This is a genomic window from Flavobacterium fryxellicola, assembly GCF_900143245.1.
Taxonomy (GTDB): domain Bacteria; phylum Bacteroidota; class Bacteroidia; order Flavobacteriales; family Flavobacteriaceae; genus Flavobacterium; species Flavobacterium fryxellicola.
On sequence record NZ_FRDK01000002.1, the window covers coordinates 532,993 to 552,950 of the forward strand.

Annotated in this window: 15 protein-coding genes; 14 read left to right on the plus strand and 1 reads right to left on the minus strand. The window is 30.5% G+C overall.

The features are described 5' to 3' along the window. The first annotated feature begins 27 nt into the window (after positions 1–27). The 14 genes from BUA03_RS06120 to BUA03_RS06185 all read left to right on the plus strand — a co-directional run bounded on the left by BUA03_RS06120 (position 28) and on the right by BUA03_RS06185 (position 18,373). Entirely contained in the window at positions 28–1,392 is a 1,365-nt protein-coding gene (locus BUA03_RS06120) for a tyrosine-type recombinase/integrase (RefSeq protein WP_066077710.1), read from the plus strand. A 146-nt stretch (positions 1,393–1,538) separates the two neighbouring features. Further along, positions 1,539–4,241, plus strand: coding sequence for a restriction endonuclease (locus BUA03_RS06125; protein WP_066077708.1), 2,703 nt, complete (start codon positions 1,539–1,541; stop codon positions 4,239–4,241). A 120-nt stretch (positions 4,242–4,361) separates the two neighbouring features. Beyond that, positions 4,362–5,186 (plus strand): KilA-N domain-containing protein, encoded by an 825-nt coding sequence (locus tag BUA03_RS06130; RefSeq protein ID WP_066077706.1) that lies wholly within the window; start codon positions 4,362–4,364, stop codon positions 5,184–5,186. Then, positions 5,187–7,106, plus strand: a complete 1,920-nt coding sequence (locus BUA03_RS06135; protein ID WP_066077704.1) for a site-specific DNA-methyltransferase — start codon at positions 5,187–5,189, stop codon at positions 7,104–7,106. Positions 7,107–7,109: 3 nt separating this feature from the next. Continuing rightward, complete coding sequence (locus BUA03_RS06140; RefSeq protein WP_066077702.1) at positions 7,110–9,242, plus strand: hypothetical protein; 2,133 nt, start codon at positions 7,110–7,112, stop codon at positions 9,240–9,242. Positions 9,243–9,244: 2 nt separating this feature from the next. After that, complete coding sequence (locus BUA03_RS06145; RefSeq protein WP_066077700.1) at positions 9,245–11,560, plus strand: nSTAND3 domain-containing NTPase; 2,316 nt, start codon at positions 9,245–9,247, stop codon at positions 11,558–11,560. Positions 11,561–11,562: 2 nt separating this feature from the next. Continuing rightward, the gene (locus BUA03_RS06150; RefSeq protein ID WP_066077699.1) at positions 11,563–12,918 is read left to right on the plus strand and encodes a HEPN domain-containing protein; all 1,356 of its coding nucleotides are present in this window, start codon (positions 11,563–11,565) and stop codon (positions 12,916–12,918) included. 75 nt (positions 12,919–12,993) lie between these two features. Next, positions 12,994–13,896 carry a phospholipase D family protein gene (locus BUA03_RS06155; RefSeq protein WP_066077697.1) on the plus strand — a complete coding sequence of 301 codons (903 nt, stop codon included), beginning with the start codon at positions 12,994–12,996 and terminating at the stop codon, positions 13,894–13,896. A gap of 23 nt (positions 13,897–13,919) precedes the next feature. Further along, on the plus strand, positions 13,920–15,047 hold the full coding sequence (locus tag BUA03_RS06160; protein WP_139255610.1) for a hypothetical protein: 1,128 nt from the start codon (positions 13,920–13,922) through the stop codon (positions 15,045–15,047). Between the two features lie 159 nt (positions 15,048–15,206). Beyond that, positions 15,207–15,503, plus strand: coding sequence for a helix-turn-helix domain-containing protein (locus BUA03_RS06165; protein WP_066077693.1), 297 nt, complete (start codon positions 15,207–15,209; stop codon positions 15,501–15,503). Positions 15,504–15,505: 2 nt separating this feature from the next. Beyond that, positions 15,506–15,973: a hypothetical protein gene (locus BUA03_RS06170; RefSeq protein ID WP_066077690.1), complete on the plus strand. Its 468-nt coding sequence runs from the start codon at positions 15,506–15,508 to the stop codon at positions 15,971–15,973. Positions 15,974–16,052: 79 nt separating this feature from the next. After that, a complete protein-coding gene (locus tag BUA03_RS06175; protein ID WP_066077689.1) occupies positions 16,053–17,108 on the plus strand; it encodes an AAA family ATPase in 1,056 nt (351 codons plus the stop codon). Next, complete coding sequence (locus tag BUA03_RS06180; RefSeq protein ID WP_066077687.1) at positions 17,108–17,308, plus strand: hypothetical protein; 201 nt, start codon at positions 17,108–17,110, stop codon at positions 17,306–17,308. The genes BUA03_RS06175 and BUA03_RS06180 overlap by 1 nt, the downstream gene beginning before the upstream one ends. Positions 17,309–17,368: 60 nt before the next feature. Beyond that, positions 17,369–18,373, plus strand: a complete 1,005-nt coding sequence (locus tag BUA03_RS06185) for a DUF6371 domain-containing protein (protein ID WP_066077686.1) — start codon at positions 17,369–17,371, stop codon at positions 18,371–18,373. A gap of 577 nt (positions 18,374–18,950) precedes the next feature. Here the strand turns inward: BUA03_RS06185 and BUA03_RS06190 are convergent. Further along, complete coding sequence (locus tag BUA03_RS06190) at positions 18,951–19,955, minus strand: PorP/SprF family type IX secretion system membrane protein (protein ID WP_066077684.1); 1,005 nt, start codon at positions 19,953–19,955, stop codon at positions 18,951–18,953. Between the last annotated feature and the right edge of the window lie 3 nt (positions 19,956–19,958).

Below are 19,958 nucleotides of genomic sequence, written 5' to 3' on the forward strand. Positions count from 1 at the left end.
CTTCGTGTACACGAAGCCGCTTTTTTTATGGAATCAATTTCACTACTTTTACGTGCCGTACACGTTTCCGTACACGATTTACCTATGAAACTTAACTATAACACACCAAAATTTTACACTGGAGGAATTGATATTTCACAATGGAATAGACTCTCCAAAACCGAACAAAAAGAGGCACTTTCTAAAGAATGGTATCTCTATTATTCTTTTAGGAATCCTGATACCAAAAAATTAGTTCGACGAAACAATATAAAAGCAGGTGTCAATTTATTAAAGACAAAAGAAGAACGATTAAAATGTTTAGAAATTCTAAAAATAAATCTTCTACACTTATTAAAAAAAGGGTTTGACCCAAATAAAGAAAACACTGCTCTTATCAATGAAGTTTTAAACATTGAGGAGACGGATGAACCAAAAGTTATTGTCTCTGCTATTGACATAGCTCCACAGGTAATTCAAACTAAAACTGACATTACTACCGTTCCCATCCTAAATGAAATGACTATTCGAGAAGCCTTTGACTTTGGATTAAAAATCAAAGCCAAAGTAATAAACAAAACTTCGTACAGTGGATTACAAGGAAGAATCAATCGGTTTTTAAATTGGATGGATTTAAACAATGGATCTACATACGGAATTTCAACATTAGACAAAAAAACGATTATCAATTACTTGAACTTAGTTTTAGAGAACACTAGTGCTCGAAATAGAAATAATACCCGTATCGATTTAAGTTCATTGGTTCAAGTTTTAGTTGATAATGAAATCATAAAAGATAATATTGTTACAAGTATAAATACATTGAAATCCACCCCAGAAAGAAACAAAACCTACTCTATCAATCAAGAGATTGATTTATTAAAATATCTACGAGAAAACGACGAAATTCTACTCTTATTTATCCAATTCATATCGTATAACTTTTTAAGACCCGTTGAAGTTTGCAGGCTCAAAGTAGGTGATTTGGACTTAGAAGGCAAAAAACTATTCGTTAGAGCCAAAAACAAAGCAGTCAAAATTAAAATAATACCTCAAAAACTATTAGACCTATTACCCGATTTATCGAAAATGAACCCTACTGACTACTTATTTTGTCCAACTCAAATTGGAGGGGAATGGGAAGCGGAAGAAAATAATAGAAGAGATCATTTCTCTAAACGATTCAAAACAGTAAAAGATCAGTTTAAATTAGGAAAGGATTATGGGCTTTATAGTTTCAGACACACCTCAATAACAAACTTGTACAGAGAGTTAAACAAAACCTTAACCCCTTTTGAAACCAAAAGTACCTTGATGCAAATTACAGGACACCAAACAATGGAAGCTCTTGAAAAGTATCTCCGTGATATTGATGCTGCTTTACCTGAGGATTATTCTCATTTGTTGAAGTAAGGCACTGTAAAAGAAAAAATTCACTTGTACTTATTTGTGTTATTTTTTTTACCTTTTATTACTTACTTTTACTAATATTTTTTGTTTCAATATTATTTTTAAAGGTATATTTCGAATACACAAAATTAACTCAGCTTATTTTCAAAATGGAATTCAAATTAGAAAGTCTAAAATACCAAGAAACTGCAATACAAACTATTGTGAAAGTTTTAGAAGGAACAGTAAAAAACACATTTGATAATGCGTGTTTTGAAGGTATCCGTTCCAATATGTCACAGCTTACTTTAGATGAAATTCAAGATAACATTAAAAAAATATTGTTCGAAAATGGAATATCTCAAGAAGTAGCTAAACTTTCGACAGATAAGGATATTTGTGTTGAAATGGAAACAGGAACAGGAAAAACACTGGTATATATTAAAACCATTTATGAACTTTTTAAACATTACGGTTTTACAAAATTCATAATTCTAGTTCCGTCGGTAGCAATTAGGCAAAATATTATTGGTACATTCAAATCATTTGATAAGCAGCTGGAAGACATTTACGGATTCAAACCAAATGCCTTTGAATACGATAGTAAAAAACTTCCAAAAGTTACACAGTTTATCGAAGAGCAGCATCCACAAGTGATGATTATGACTTTGGCTTCTTTTAATTCAGAGGACAAAATTCTCAATCAAGCACAACGAGAAGATTTATTCAACAATATCCCTTTCATTGAGGCAATTGGAAAAACAAATCCAATTATTATCATGGACGAGCCACAAGAAGGAATGGATACTGATAATTCAATAAAACAAATCGCAAAGCTTAATCCTTTGTTCAAACTTCGTTATTCTGCAACTCACAAAATAATTAAAAATCTTTTGTACAGGTTAACGCCTTACGATAGTTACAAAGAGGGCTTGGTAAAGAAAATAGAGGTGCTTACGGTAACCGAAAAAAATGATGAAGCTTCCCTTAAAATTGAATTGACCGATATTCAAATAGGAAAAGGCGATCCTAAGGTTAAACTAAAAGCTTGGCATCTCAACAATTCATCGGGTAAGATTGATTTTAAAAACACTGCTTGGTTAAAAGTCGGGGATAATGTAGGGGACAAAACAAACAACCCGAGTTATCTAAATTATAAAATCTCACAAATAAATAAGAGCCTTAAAACACAAAAATGGACAGTAAGCTTCTCTAATGGAGCAGAAATTCTTGAAAAACAAATAGCAGGCAGTTTAGAAAATATTTGGGCATTACAAATAGAATGGTTAATGCACCGGCATTTTACTAAATCACAAAAGCTGCTGGAGAAAAATATAAAATGTTTATCCCTTATTTTTATTGACAGAGTGGCTAATTATATGGGGGAAACACCACTTATAAAAAATCTGTTTGTTCAAAAATACAAGGAAATATATCCAGAATATCATGGAGGAAAGATTCCTACCGCTGAAGAAATTCAAGCAACTCAAGGATATTATTTTGCACAAAAAGCTAGTGGAGAGTATGCAGACAATGAAGGGGGTATAAAAGAACAAAGCAAAATTTATGATTTGATATTAAAAGGTAAAGAAGAACTTTTAACAATATCCAATCCCGTACAATTCGTTTTTTCTCATTCTGCTTTAGGTGTGGGTTGGGATAACCCTAATGTATTTAATATTGCGACTTTAAACAATTCTTATTCCGAAATAAAAAAGCGTCAAGAAATTGGGCGTGGTTTACGTATTTGTGTAAATCAAGACGGCCAGAGAGTATATGATGCTTTAAATGTAAACGAAAATGATCGTGTCAATCAGCTAACAGTAATCCCTAATGAAACTTACGAAACTTTTGTAACTCAATATCAGGAAGAAATTAAATCCGTTTATGGTACAGCAAATGCAGGTGCAGGAATGTCGCATTCACATAAAGGTATTTCAGCCGATGAAGTGAACTTTAAACGTAATCCTTCAAGCGAAATAGACAAAGCCTTTAAGAAATACTGGACGGCTCTAGCAAGAAAGACAGAATATACTATGTCTTTTAATGAAGAGAATTTGATTAACGATTCCGTAAAGAGAATTAATAAAATTGAAATCCCTGATTTTGTAATTGAGGCTTCCAGTTTTTTAATTAATTCAATTGCCGAGGAAGGGAAGAACGACACTTTTCAAGGTTCGGAAAACGTAGTGCAAAAATCAACTTTTACCCCTTTGGATTTAATTGAGGAAATAAGTGAAAACACAGGAGTCAGTTACAATACCTTATTTAAGATAATTAGCCGTTTGAACAATTTAGATCAATTGGTTAAAAACCCTCCTCGATTCATTCATGAAACATCAATTATTATTCGTGATGTGGAATTAGATGAAATGATACGTGGTTTAGATTATCAAATTACTGGAGAAAGTTACCCTTTTGATTTTAATGATTTCATAAAAAACATTTCTAACGAGGCTTATGTAGAAACACCACACAAAGGAGTTTTTGACAAGATGCTTGTTGATAGTGATGTAGAGAGGAAGTTTTCACTCGAAGCTGATACTGATGTCGAAGTGGTTTGTTTTCTTAAACTGCCAACTTGGTATAAAATTCAAACACCAATAGGCCCTTACGAGCCTGATTTTGGATTGGTAATGAAACGTAAAAGTTTAAAAACAGCGAATGAAAGCGAATTCTATTTTGTAATTGAAACTAAAGGAACTAACGACATCCATGACAAAAAAGCACTGAAAGAAAGTGAAATATATAAAATACGTTGTGCGATGAAACACTTCTCAAAATTAGGTTTGGACGTGCATTACAAAGCGCCGGTTAAAGAATATAAATATTTTAAAACACAAGCTGACAGTAGCATTAGTGCAAATATGTAGAAATTAATCGCTTTCCTGATCTTGGGAATCTGATAACATCTCAAAACAAAAAATATAAAACAAAAACCATATTCTTGACATTAGGAAAATGGTCATTACTATAAACGCAAACAGATTATAATGGCTAAATCAAGTAAAATAGCAGTAAAAGGTAGTGAAATAAGTATTTTTTCAAATTTAGAGCAAGATTATATTTGCATTACAGATATAGCCAGATATAAAGACCCTGATCATACCGATGATATTATAAAAAACTGGTTGCGCAACCGCAATACCATTGAACTTTTAGGTTTTTGGGAAATATTAAATAACCCCGATTTTAAACCCGTCGAATTCGACGGGTTTAGAAAAGAGGCAGGCTTAAATAGTTTTACAATGACCGCCAAAAAGTGGATTGAAAACACGAACGCTATTGGAATAATTTCTAAAGCGGGGCGTTACGGCGGAACTTACGCCCATAAAGACATCGCTTTTGAATTTGCTTCTTGGGTTTCTATTGAGTTTAAACTCTATATTATCAAAGAGTTTCAACGTTTAAAAGAAGAAGAAAGTAACACAAAAAAACTAGAGTGGAATTTACAAAGAACCATTTCTAAAATCAATTATAAAATTCATACCGATGCTATTAAAGAAAATTTGATCCCCTTAGCTATCGCACCGGCTCAAAAAAACTTTGTATATGCAGATGAGGCTGATGTATTGAATATCGCTTTATTTGGTAAAACAGCCAAGCAATGGCGGGATGAAAACCCCTCTCTAAAGGGAAATATCAGAGACCAAGCACCTATTGAACAATTGGTGGTTTTATCTAATTTAGAAAGCATCAATGCCATGCTGATTCAACAAGGGTTAAGCCAGCCCGAAAGAGTACAAAAATTAAACGCTCTGGCAATTAGTCAGATGCAATCATTACTAAATAGCAATTCACTAAATAAACTCAAGTAAATGGAAGCCATTAACGATTATATGCCATTAAGCAACGACTGGAATAAAGAGCGGTTACAAATCTTAAAGCAACAATTCCCTGATTGGTTTACTAGTGAAGGAAACTTAAATATAGACGAAGTAAAAAAAGCAGTTAATCCTGATAGCGTTAATGAAACCGAGCGTTACGAATTTCGTTGGTTTGGTAAAAGCCAGGCAAAGCGTAATGCTTTTACACCTAGTAATGCGACACTGGTGTATGATGAAGAGAGAAGTGTCAATCCTGACACAAGTGAAAACCTGATTATTGAAGGCGAAAACCTCGAAGTACTAAAACTATTAAGTGGTTCTTACCGTGAAAAAATAAAGTGTATTTACATTGATCCTCCATACAATACAGGGAAAGACTTTGTGTACAGTGACAATTTTACCCAAGACAAAAAAGGTTATTGGGAAGATGCGGAATTTATTGAGGATGGTGTTAAAATAGACACAAACTCTGAAGCTGACGGACGTTACCATTCCAATTGGCTGAATATGATGTACTCTCGTTTATTGATTGCTAGACAATTACTGCGAGAAGATGGCGTGATTTTTATTTCAATCGACGATAATGAAGTACATCATTTGCGAAAATTATGTGATGAAGTTTTTGGAGAGGAGAATTTTGTAGCGAATGTTGTGTGGCAGAAGAAATATGCCGCTACAAATGATGCAAAAGGGTTTTCAGCTACTCATGATCATATAATTGTTTATCAAAAATCACCTGAGTTTGAACGAATACTTTTGCCTCGAACAAATGAACAAAATAAACCTTATAAAAACGATGATAACGATGGAAAAGGTCTTTGGAGGTCAGATAATTTATTAGTTAAAAGCTACTCTGCAAATGCTGTTTATCCAATGACGAACCCTAATACTAATGTTGAACATTTCCCTGCGGAAGGAAGTAGTTGGCGTGCTAGTAAGGAGACTATGACGAGATGGATTTCTGAAAACAGAATATATTGGGGAAAAGACGGAATAGGTGCTCCTCAATTAAAGAGGTATTTAAATGAGGTGCAAGACGGGAAAGTACCAATTACTTGGTGGCCTTTTGAAGAGGTTGGACATAATGATGCCGCAAGTAAAGAGTTGAAAGCTCTATTTGGTTCAAAATCACCTTTTGATACTCCAAAGCCTTCATCACTAATTAAAAGAATGCTGCAAATCTCAACAAATAAAAATGATATAGTCCTCGACTTCTTCGGTGGTTCAGGCACAACAGGTCAAGCTGTATTGGAATTCAATAAAGAAGATGGGGGAAATCGTAAATTTATTTTAGTTCAAATTCCAGAAGCAATAGACGGAAAGAATGAAGGCTACAAAAAAATAAGTGACATCACCATAGAACGCAATAAAAGAGTAATAGCCAAAATTGAAAAGGAACTTGCCGAAAAAGCGAAGAAAAAAGAAGGAGAGTTACAGCTAGATACCGTTTCAGAACCAACAACCAACAACTATCAACCAGCAACCAATCTGGGCTTCAAAGTATTCAAACTTCAGAAATCAAATTTCCCAAGAGTAGAGTTTGCTCCTGATCCGGAATTATCTGATGCAGAAAATTTAGAACGACTTAAAAAATACATCGCCGACAAAGAAAGTCAGTTGGTTAACGCCTTCAACAAAGAAGAGTTGTTGACAGAGATCTTGTTGAAAAACAACTTCTCATTAAATTATAAAATGGAAGTACAATCCCAATTCATAAAGAACGAAATTTTCTTAGCTTCGGATGAAGAAAAAGAAACACTAATTTGTTTAGATGTAAGTATCGGGCCAGACACAGTAGACTATTTCAAAACCAATACAGAGCAGAAATTAATTTGCCTAGAAAGAGCTTTGGATACGACCACAAAATACAACCTGAAACATTATTTAGGGGATAAATTTAATGCGTTTTAATAAATGGATAAATTAAGTATTAAACTAGAAAATTGTTTTGGGATTGAAAAATTAGAACAAGAATTTGATTTTTCAAAATGTAGAGCAGTTGCAATATACGCTCCCAATGGAATGATGAAAACATCATTTGCTAAAACATTTGAAGCAAAGAGTTTAAATAAAGAGCCTTCTGAAAATTTGTATAATAAAATACCATTTGCAGAAATTATGACAGATGGTAATTTAATTGATATGAATGAAATTGTGGTAATCAATTCATTTGCCACTATAAATACGGATAAGAGCGTTTCTACGCTATTGGTAGATGAAAACAGTAAAATTGAATATGACGAAATTTTCACAGATATTTCAAAACAAAAAACTTCATTAATTGCTAAATTAAATAAGCTATCAGGAATAAAACAAACTGATATAGAACAAACTATTTTGTCAGATTTCAATGATATTGATTTTTTTAAATTTTTATCAGAAATTGATTTTGAAAATATTGAAGATGAATTTTCAGATATAAAGTTGAATGAAGTTTTTGAAACAGACGTCTTAGCTTTCTTAAAAAAGCCTGATGTTATTAACAATATCAATATCTACACAGAGAAATACAATCAACTATTAGAAACTTCCAAATATTTTAAAAAAGGTATTTTTAATCCATCAAAAGCCGATAGTATTGCAAAAATTTTATCAAAGGAAAATTTCTTTAAAGCAAATCATAAAATAAGACTTCATGGTGATGATGATGAAATTGTAGATGATGAAGCCTTTAAAAACAAACTTTCAGAAGAGCGCAAGGATATTTTAGGAAACCACGAATTAATAAAGATTGAAAACGAGATTAAAAAAGCATCTGTAATTAGATTCAGAGAAATTTTAGAGGAGTTTGAATTAATAATTCCCGAATTAAATGATTTAGTGCTTTTTAAGAAAAAACTATGGGGATCATATTTTACAAAAGAAAAAGCATTTATTGAAGAGCTCATACTTAAATTTTCTGATGGGAAGCAAAGATTGGGTGAGATTGAAGAACTTGCAAATAGTCAAAGAACTTCTTGGGAAGATGTAATTGGTAAATTTGAAGAAAGATTTTTTGTGCCTTTTAAAGCAACAATAACTAATAAATCCAGTGTTGTTTTAGGTAAATCTGCCCCAACTATAGTTTTTTTATTCGAAGACTTAAATACTGATAAAAAAAGAGAAATTAAGAAAGAAGATATTGAAGGTGTTAATGTTTTAAGCCAAGGAGAAAAAAGAGCTTTGTATATTTTAAACTTAATGTTTAATATAGAAGCAAGAAAAAAAGAAAATAAAAAAACTCTATTTATTATTGATGATATTGCAGATTCATTCGATTATAAAAACAAATATGCGATTATTCAATATTTAAAAGACATATCGGAAGAGCCCCTTTTCTATCAAATAATTTTAACTCATAATTTTGATTTTTTTAGATCAGTTGAGAATAGAAATATTGCTTCCTATAAAAATTTATTTTTAACATATAAATCAGTTGATGGTATAAAACTTGACCAAGCTAAAGGCATTAAAAATCCATTTATTAATGATTGGAAAGAGAACTTAAATAACCCTAAAAAATTAATTGCCTCAATAACATTTGTTAGAAATATCATTGAATATACAAAAGGTGAAGATGATAATGATTATTTAACGTTAACTTATATTTTACATTGGAGAATTGAAAGTCAAACAATTTACGTTTCCAATTTAAAATATATTTTTGAAAATATATTTCCGGGAATTAATTTTAATACAGATTTAGATCTTACTGACAAAGTTGTTGATGTTATTTTCAATGAAGCTGAAAATTGTCTTGTCGCAGCCGAGGGAATAAATTTAGAAAATAAACTTATATTATCAATTGCAATCCGGTTATATGCCGAAAAATATATGTGGAGCAGAGTCTCTAATCAAGAAGTAATTAATGGATCTACTGGCAAACTTTTTGCTAGATTTAAAAAGGAGTTTAAAGGAATTCTTGATAATGAAATAAACATTTTAGACGAGGTAAATTTAATTACTCCAGAAAATATTCATTTAAACTCATTTATGTTTGAACCTATATTAGATTTATCCGATCTTCATTTAAAGAATTTATATAATAGAATAAAAACATTGCAATAAATATGAATTACGATTTTTCAACTTTAAATGATAAGGATTTTGAAGAACTAATTGTAGATCTTTTAAATGCCCATTTTAAACTTGATTTACAGAGTTTCAAAATAGGTAAAGACAAAGGAGTTGATTTGAGATACTCATCTATAAAAAACAACAACTCAATCGTTGTCCAAGCAAAACATTATTTCAAATCGGGATATTCTCAATTAAAAAGCAGTATTAAAAGTACTGAAGTTCAAAACGCAAAAAACTTAAAACCTGAGAGATATATTTTTGTTACGTCAATGGAACTTTCTAATACTCAAAAAGATGAAATAAAGCATCTGTTTAAGCCATACATTCAAACTTCAAATGATGTTGTAGGAAGAGAAGATTTGAATAGATATTTGAGAGGTAATAAGCAAATTGTAAAAAATCATTTTAAATTATGGTTTTCGAGTACTGAAATAATTTCTAATATTTTAAATAATGCTATTGAAGGCAGGACAAAATCCTATCTTTCATCGGTGAAGTCAAAAGTTCCTTTATATGTTTTAACGAAAAATTTTGATCAAGGAAATATAATTCTAGAAAGAGAAAAAATTCTTCTTATAACTGGACTTCCAGGGGTTGGTAAAACTACTTTGGCTGAGATTTTATTATTTGAAAAAGGACGGAATGATTATCAAATATATTTTATTAGAACAATCAAAGAGGCCGAAGATGTTATTTCTCCAGATGAAGATACAAAACAAGTATTTTATTTTGATGATTTTTTGGGTGAGGTTTATTACGAAATTATAGCAGGTAGTCAGAAAGAAAGTGAAATAGCACAGTTTGTAGACAGAATAAAACACACTCCTAATAAGTATTTAATACTATCTACAAGAACAATAATTCTTGAACAAGCAAAAAACAAATCTGAAAAAATTAAAAATTCTCGAATAGAATCGGGAAAGTATGAATTATGCCTAAATGATTACACCAAACTAAACAAGGCAAAAATATTATACAATCATTTATACTTCAGAGATTTGAAAGCGGAGTTATCAAAGGGAATTATTCAAAATGAATTTTATAAAAAAATCATTTTACATAAAAATTATAATCCTAGATTAATCGAATTTATCACAGATAAAAATAAGGTAAACCTTTTTTCTAAAGAAGAGTATTTAAAATTTGTATTAGATAGTTTGGAAAAGCCAGAAGAGATATGGAGACATTCTTTTTCAAATCAAACAAATTATTTTGATAAATGTTTACTTATTACAATGTTTACATTCCAAGGGAGTATAGAAGAAAGTGCTTTTAATAATAGTTTTAACCTTAGAGTTGAATTTGAAAAAAATAGTAATAATCAAATTATAACTTCCAATATATTTAAATCATCAATTAGAAATTTAATGAATGGATTTATTTTAGCTACAATTACAGATGTAGATAAGAAAATTCAAAGTTTCAAGTTTATTAATCCATCTTTAATGGATTATCTTTTTCTCTATTTAAATGGTAATAATGAAGAACTAAAAGCAATTGTTTCATCTGCAAAATATATTGAACAAATTGGAATTTTTAATCCTGAAAAAGGAAAATTAACTCTCAATAAAGAATTACAAATAATAATTAAAGACAAAATAGATAAGGATCAACTAGATACATTAGACGAATACAAACAGTATACAATTACTGGCTTAAAAATGGAAGTTTTAGTAAAGTATTGTACTGCGATTGATATAGATGACATTTTACTCCATCTATTAAAACAGGTTAATTTAAAACAGACATGGTGGATAAGAAGAAATATATATTATGTATTGACAAATTTATCTAATCTGACTAACTCAATAGAATATATAAAAGATAACTTTTTCATTCTTATTAAACCTTTATTACTTCAGATAGATGATAGGAAAATGTTGTTGGAAATGCCTTCTTTATTTAAGAAGTTTGGAAAAAATTATTCAAAATTTGCTACTACAGACACTGGACATTTATTAGTTTCACATTGTATTAGTTCAATAGTAATAATAGAAGAAAAAGAACTTTTTTCTAGTTACAAAGATTCTATTTTGGATTCGAGTGATGCTGATTTCCACATATACGATTCCTTAAATGATTTTGAAAGAGAATTATTTGATATTTTATTACCCAATTCTAATTTTGTTATAGAGCGAGAATACAATGAAGAAAGTATCAGCAATTTAATAGAAATAAATAATAAAAACCTTGAGGAATCAATGAAGAGAGAAAACAGTACTCAAAAATACTTTGATGAATTTAATCATCGACAAGAACTTGAAAATATACTTATTGAAGACATGTTTAATAGTTTTAATAATTAATTATGCATTCTTACTTCGGACATATATTTCTACCACAAGAAAATAACTTTCAAAAAATTGAAGGCGTTCGTTTATTTATAGATGGAGATGCTTTTTGGATAGAAGCATCCATGTATTTATTTGGTATAGAGAAATATAACTTAATCAAAGGAGCATTTAGTGATTTAGGATATGTTTCATTAATAGAGTGTAACGTTAAGGGATTTACTAATAGTGTAGGCGGGAATGAAGGAAAACTAAGTGTAAACTATATATTATGCGGAATTCAAATAGATAACGAGGATGACTTAAATTTTTCAAGCTTATCAGTAACAATGCCTAGTTTAAAAAAATGGATCAATAAAACCGTTTTTAATGGTTATTTAATTGGCGAAGAAAAAATGTCTATTAAATATCCCGATAACATCAATTTTGGTGAATTTGGAAAATTCAGTTTAGCAGCTTCTTTTGGATTTAATCAAAATCACGATAGTAATAAAACAATAATCCTTAAGGATTACATAACTCTAAAAATTAAAGGAACTACTTCTAATTTATCTCTTTGGGAATTTCTTGAAATTTATAGAAAATTTAAAAAATTCCTTGCCTTTATTAATGTGTTCGACAATGATAATGATTCGTTTGTACTGTCAGATAATAATATAAAATATGAATTTAATGATTCTCTCGTTCAAATGAGATTTTATATGAGTTCCTATAATTTTAAAGATAGAGGAATAGACGATGTCCGTGCACCAAAATTTGATATTGTTCAAAATGATATAAATTCAATATTACAAAATTGGTACTCAAAATCAGAAATTAATCACAGTGTAAGTTTAATTTTAGAAAAATACTTTCAAGATCGATTAAGCAGAGAAACCTATTTTTTGAATAGCTGCTTTGCAATAGAAATATATCACAGAAGATTTAAAAACAATACAAAACTTCCTTCCTCTGAATTTAAAAAATTAAAGAAAGCAATTATTGACAAACTAGAAACACCTCAGGAAATAGCTTTTTTTAAAGAAAAACTGTCTTATGCTAATGAACCAAGCTTTAGAGAGAGATTAAAAAGCTTTGATGATGATTTTCCATTTATTTTACCTGATAATATAAACACCGATGATTTTATTAAAAAAGTGGTTTTAACTAGAAATTTTATTGTTCATAGAGGTTCGCCAGAAGGTACTATTTCTGGGCTCGAATTATATTACGCATCTATTTCCGTCGAAGCATTAACAAAATGGTGTATTTATAAGGAAATAGGTTTTACGGAGAATCATCTGTTATCAATGTTTCAGTATACTCGTGAACAAATAAATAGAATGTTTGGTTTGAATAAAAGATTACAAACTGGAATAATGAAAACTAAATGAATTGAAAAACATTAGAAATAGTTTAGTTTCGATGAATTAATTAAAAGACATAAAAAAGAATAAATTATTATTAAAATGGCAGAATTTTTTACTGGTACAGCGTTAGACGAAAAGCTAACAGATATTATTTGGGAAGCAAAAAAAGAACTCATCATCCTCTCCCCTTTCATTAGACTTGATGATTATTGCAAAAGCATTTTTAAAAAATTAAAAAACAAACCTGAACTAGAAATCATAATCGTTTTTGGTAAAAATGAGGGTGAAACTCAAAGAAGTTTAACGCCCGCTGATTTAGAGTTGTTCAAAGAGTTTAGCAACATAACCATTATTTATTGCAACAATTTACACGCAAAATATTATGCCAATGAAAGCGAAGCTCTCTTAACTTCATTAAACCTTCTTGGGAAATCTATGACCGATAATGTGGAGTATGGCATTTCCTTTCAAAATTCTAAACTCACATTAGATAAACTATACACGGATTCTATCGGATATACAAATGGAGTAATTCTAGACAATCCAATTATTTTTTTAAAACGCCCTATATTCAAGAAAACGAACTTTGGTCTGTCAAAAAAATATGTAGAATCAATAATTCTTTGTGATGTCACGGAAGCTCTATATCGGAACAGAGATTTTGAAAAAAAATATTATAAAGATTTTGATCTTGAGTTATTAGAATCTGACGACAAACCATCAAGAGCAGAATTTATTCCTGAGGAGAAAAGTGTAGAAAAAAAGCAATATCCCATTAATAACGTTAAAACCAATAACAACGATAGAAATCAAGAACCTGAACTAGGCTTTTGCATTAGAACAGGACAACAAATTCCATTTGATATTAAACGCCCCTATTGTTTGGAGGCTTATCGCACTTGGGCAAACTTTGAAAACTGGAATTATCAAGAAAATTATTGCCATAGAACTGGAAAAGATTCCAACGGAAAAACCTCCATGTCAAATCCAATTCTTTATTAGATCTAACTTACATAACAAAAAGCATGAAATATTTTGGATATATAAATAAGGAAACTTTCAAAGTCCTTAATAATACTGAGAAGCTGAACTTTTTAATAAATAACAGCCTATTCGTATATTCGTTAGATCCAATACACACGTCCAATCCATTTACTCAGGAAGAAATAGCAAGCATGAGTATGGTGAAAAAACAGTTACTTGTAATGTCAGTGATATCATCAATGGCGCAAGAAAGCGGTAAAGGAGATGACTGTTTTTATTTCACCGACCAAGATCACAACAACATAGGTATTTTTATCCAAGAAAATAAAAAAACTAAATGCGTAAAAATAGAACCAACTCAAAGCTTCCTAGATGAATTCTATGAAGATTTAACTAAAAAATATGAAGATAAAATCTTATCAGAAAAATATCAATTCTATGAAAAATTTAATGATGACATTTTTGGTTTAGATCACAAAAAGCAAATAAAGCTAGCTTTAAAAAGCTATAAGGAGATTTATAAAAGTCTTCATCAGGACGATAATACATTTATAGGTAATTATGTTGGCAAGAAAAACCATGATTTCGCCATTGAAAGCAAATTAGAATTAGTTGTCTACGAAAAATTGAAATACCAACATAGTTTAATCAATTTATACTCCTATTTTGAATATTTGTACGGAAAAAAATCCTATTTAAAGAATAATTTTTATACCATAAATCAAGAGATCATTGACTCAATAATTAAGTACGAATCACGAAAACAGATAATGAAAGACCTAAATGATAAATATAATTTTGAGAATAATAATGAAATTGATAGTAAAAAAGATATCAACCATCAGGCTCCAAAAAATGATGTTATACCATTTTTGAATTTTATTAGACATGAAAATAAAACAGAAATAGAGCGAATAATAAAACTTCATTACTCAGATTTAAGAGGTGTTTCATTGAGATACTTGATTGAATTTTTAATTGATCAGCAAATACTCTTGATAAACTATGGCGATAAAACTAAAATTTACGAAAGCATAAAAATTTTATTTGACAATAAAGATATCGGTACTCCTTCTTCAGTTTTTGATTTAAAAATAGATAGAGAAAAAGATCATAAATACTTAAATGCAAAAAATAATTTTCTAAATAAATTTGACAAATTGCTTTAATTTAAAAATTTATCTAAAACTTCTTGTATCAGCTTGTAACTCCTTATATCCTTGAAGTTACAAGCTGATTTTTTTGAATAAACCTGTGTTTTTCAGAAATATTTGTAATCGAAATTAATTTTAATAACGATTAATTAAATAATTTTTTAAACATAAGAAATGAACACACAGCAATTTTTTCAATCATTTGACAACCTCCAAGAAGAGGTAAAAGAACTCAAAGCACTTCAAAGAAGAATTCTACTACTATTAGAAAACTTTAGACTTATCTCCTCAGACAAATCCTCTGTATTAGAAGACTGGATTTCTGTAAAGGAAACTTGCGCGCTATTAAGTTGTAGCGAGGTTACTTTGTGGAAAATCAGAAAAGAAGGTATAATTCCCTTTACAAGAATTAAACGAACCATTCGATTTAAGAGAATTGATGTACTTAATTATTTAAACCAAATAGGATAATTATGAAATCAGTACTATTAAACGTCCGTGTGCCTGAAAACCTTAGTGACAGGCTAAACGAGGAATCAATGGATTTAGGAGTGAATCTTTCTGAAATCCTTCGCACCATTATTGCCAATCATTTTGACGTAGAACTTCAAGAAGACGAAATTTATAATTCGAATAAATTCATCTACCTCCTTTCTTGGATTTTAGCAAAAAAAGGACAACCACAAGATCATAGCGAGAAAGAAACGCTAGTAGACCTAAAAAATATTGTGTTGGAAGTGATAAAAGATAATCAACTCCCTGAGCATCTTACAGAAGAATTTGAAAAACTATTATTTGATCTTCAAAGATTCATCGCAGCTTTCGGAACAGAAAATAACCAATTTCGATTTTGTGTTCTATACCAAGAAGACACCTTCGATTACACAGGACTGATTGATTATATAGCTTACAAAGCTTTTGAGAACAGAATTCAACTTTAAATCTATTTGTATACAGAATGTATTACAGCTTGTCTTACATACTGTACTACATTCTGTATACAATTTACAATAATCAGATATGCCAGAACAACAACCAAATAACTTGAATGCAACAATTGATTTCAAACAAAGCCTAGAAACCGATTTGAAAGCTGCATTTGAAAGCACGAATGTAGAAGAAAGTCCTAGTTGCTTTATGATTAAGCCCATGAATGACTGGATTGAAGAAGCCAAAAATCGTCCAATTCCAAATATGCTATTCAGTGAATTATGGTATCAACGGGAGATCTGCATCTTATTTGCCGATACGAATTTAGGAAAATCAATACTAGCCTTGCAAATCTCCAATTCTATCAGTAAAGGGATTTTTATTATAGGATTCAAAAATGAAGTTGAACCACAAAAGGTACTATACTTTGATTTTGAATTATCAGACAAACAGATCGAAAATCGATATTCTAAAAGTTACACCGAACACTATCTATTTAATGAAAATTTAATACGAGTAGAGATAAATCCTGAACAGGAGATACCTGCCAAATTCAAAGACTTTGAAGAGTTTTTATGCTTTTCCTTAGAAAAAGCAATTATTGAAACTCAAGCTAAAATTATAGTTATAGATAATCTTACATACTTAAAGAATGACACTGAAAAAGCAAAAGAGGCCTTGCCTCTAATGAAATTTCTAAACAGTATAAAGAAAAAATATGGCCTATCAATATTAGTACTTGCACATACTCCTAAACGAGACTCCTCTAAACCTTTAAGTAAAAATGACCTATCAGGTAGTAAAATGCTAATTAACTTTTGCGACAGCTGCTTTGCCATCGGTGAAAGCATACAGAAAAATGGACTGCGCTATATCAAGCAAATAAAACAGCGTAATACGGAACTAATATACGACACCGAAAATGTAATTATTTGTACAATTGAGAAGCAGTCCAATTTTTTAGAATTTGTATTTGATAGCTACGATGATGAAATGGAACATTTGAAACCAAGAAATAACAGTGAACAAATTAGTGAGATAATTAAATTAAAAAATCAAGGATTAAGTAATGTTGAGATTGGAACACAATTAGGCATATCAGAAGGAACAGTTAGAAACAAGATAAAAAAAGCAGATACTAATTAATGACCGCACAACTAACCTATCAAATAATACAGACTCTCCCCGAAAAGGAGAAAACACTGCTATTTGATATGTTAGAAGCTGATAGCAAACCCTTTATTATTGAAGAATTAACGACTCCAAAGCGCAAAAAACCAGCTCTAGATTTAAAAGTAATGAAATATTTAATTGAAACCTGTTTTAGTAAAAATAAAGACTCGTAACATTCGTAACAATCGTAAGCCCTGCGAATGTTACGAAGTTTACGAATATAAAATAGTCCCATGTATCAATACTCACTTGATAAATCCAGTAAAAAATTTATTTGTCCTAGCTGCCAAAAAAAAACCTTTGTTAGATACTTTGACAATGAACAAAACAGCCTTGTAGAAGGTAATTTCGGTAGATGTGATCGGGAAAGTAATTGCAAATATCATCTGGCACCCAAACATAATGGTACGATCAAAACCATAGTAAACCCTCCAGTAAAAATAAAAGCATCTACATTAAATCCTGAATTACTAATTCGATGCAAAAAGAATTTCAGTCAAAACAATTTAGTTCTATTCCTCAGAAATTATTTTTCGGATGAAGAGATAGAATCCGTAATTGAAAAGTATTTTATTGGAACATCGGTGTACTGGAAAGGAGCAACTGTGTTTTGGCAAATCAACTCCCAAAATGAAGTAATGGCGGGAAAAGTCATGCTGTATAATCAAAAATCAGGATCACGAATAAAAATACCATCCCCTCACATTACTTGGGTACACAAAATCCTAAAAATAGAACCGTACAACTTACAACAATGTTTGTTTGGATTGCATTTAAAAAATGCTAACACTCATCAAACAATTGCAATTACGGAATCTGAAAAAACTACTGTTATGATGAGTTTATTGCTACCTGAGTACACGTGGATGGCAACGGGAGGCAAAGCAAACTTAAAAAGAGAATTATTATTACCTATCAAAGAATACAATATTGTAGTCTATCCCGACAAATCAGAATTTGACGACTGGAATAAAATTACAGTTGCATTACAAAGAGAAGGATTTAGAATAAGATGTAGTCAATTTATAGAAAATAGAGACATTCCTGTAGGAACAGATTTAGCGGATATTTATCTTGAAGCACAACAAAACAACTATACAATTCCCACTCAAAGAAAACAATCTAAAGTTGAAATTGAAGTACAAAGACTGGCAGAAATTAACCCCGAAATATTGACTTTAATTTCTGTTTTTGATTTGCTTGATGAAAATGATAATCCTATTGTTAAAATTAAATAAAATTGATTAATTTAGCTTCAAATTTTAATATTAACCAGTACACGATTCCGTACACACTTTTGATATAAACTAGTAAAACAAGGATATTTTCGATTATTTTTTAGTAATTTAATCGAATTCATAACCCTGAGGTCCCGAGTTCAAATCTCGGTCTCGCTACAAAAACAAACCCTTAAACAGCAATTGTTTAAGGGTTTTTTGTTGTGTGAAAGTTTCTTAAAAACTTGGAACTCATTCCGTAGGAGTGACGTGAAGGAGTGACGTATTTGTTATTTAGAGTCTCTTTTCTTAAATAGGGCTACGATGACAATTCGTTACTATCGTGTTTGAAGTACCAGCGAAAACAATTCAAATACTAAGATTATTTAAAATCAGCCTTCAATTTGGACAGAAAGACACATTGCCAAGCTGTCTAAATTGTTTTTTAATCTTATTTAATTAGGGCAATTGACGTTTGGATAGCGGCAAATCAATAGTCAATCTGCAGATTAAGGTCCTGTTTTCAGCTTGCCAGGCAATCACTGTATAAAAAATAGCCCCTCATTTGATTTTATTGACAAGCTTTAGCTAGAGTAAATCAATAATTCTTTGCATAATTGGGGCAGCCAAAACACTTTACATCAAGATCAAACTGATACGTCAATGACAATTCATAGATTCCTCCTGTTTTCCCTAATTTTGAGGTACTAAAATCGTGCGATAAACCAAATTTTAAATGCTCGTATTGTAATCCACCAAAAACATTTAACGACGTTACTAAATGACTATTGTCTGCCTTGGTCCCCGGATTTGTAGCGGCAGACAAGCCAAAAAATACCGTTTTAAACATAACCGAAGATCCAAGATCCAAACGATTGTATTCTCCTTGATTCATGTAATTCGCGGTCAGCAGAAACTTTGTTTCATAGGGAAATAAAGCCACATCTATATAATCAACAACTAAAAATTCATACCCTCCACTGGCAGAAAAAAACATATTCAAAGGGATGTTTTTATCGGCTACAAAAGAAATATTGGGTTTGTTGATGTGTTTTAAAGAAAGTCCAAACCACGCATTCTCATTATTAAAAACCATCCCTGCGGTAAAATCAAAAAACTTAAATCTATCATTTAGCACTAAAGGATCTCCACTTGTAGGATTGATAGTGCCGGAACCTATATTAATTTGATCTTCTAGTACCAGATTACCAAAGCCAAACGATTTAGTTCCAAAACCAATTTCTATAGCGGGTCTAAAATACCAATTGTCATTGAGCCTAACTCGGTATGCATAATTGACATTGAATTGGGTAAATCTGTACTGTGTTTTGTTTTCTCGATGATTCAAAATGCTAAAACCAATACCACTATTGCTATTTTCGCTCCACGTATTAATAAAAGCATAATCGGTGTCAATTTTCAAATCCAAATCTGGCCATTGCGATCGGTGGATAATCCCAGCATAAGTTGTTTCCAAAAAACCAGAAAAACCTGGATTTAGTGTTTCGGGAATGAGGAAATATTGAGTAAATATTGGATCTTGCGCTTTTGCTTGATTGAAAAAGCAGCAAGATAATAAGGCAAACAGTATTTTTAATTTCATTTT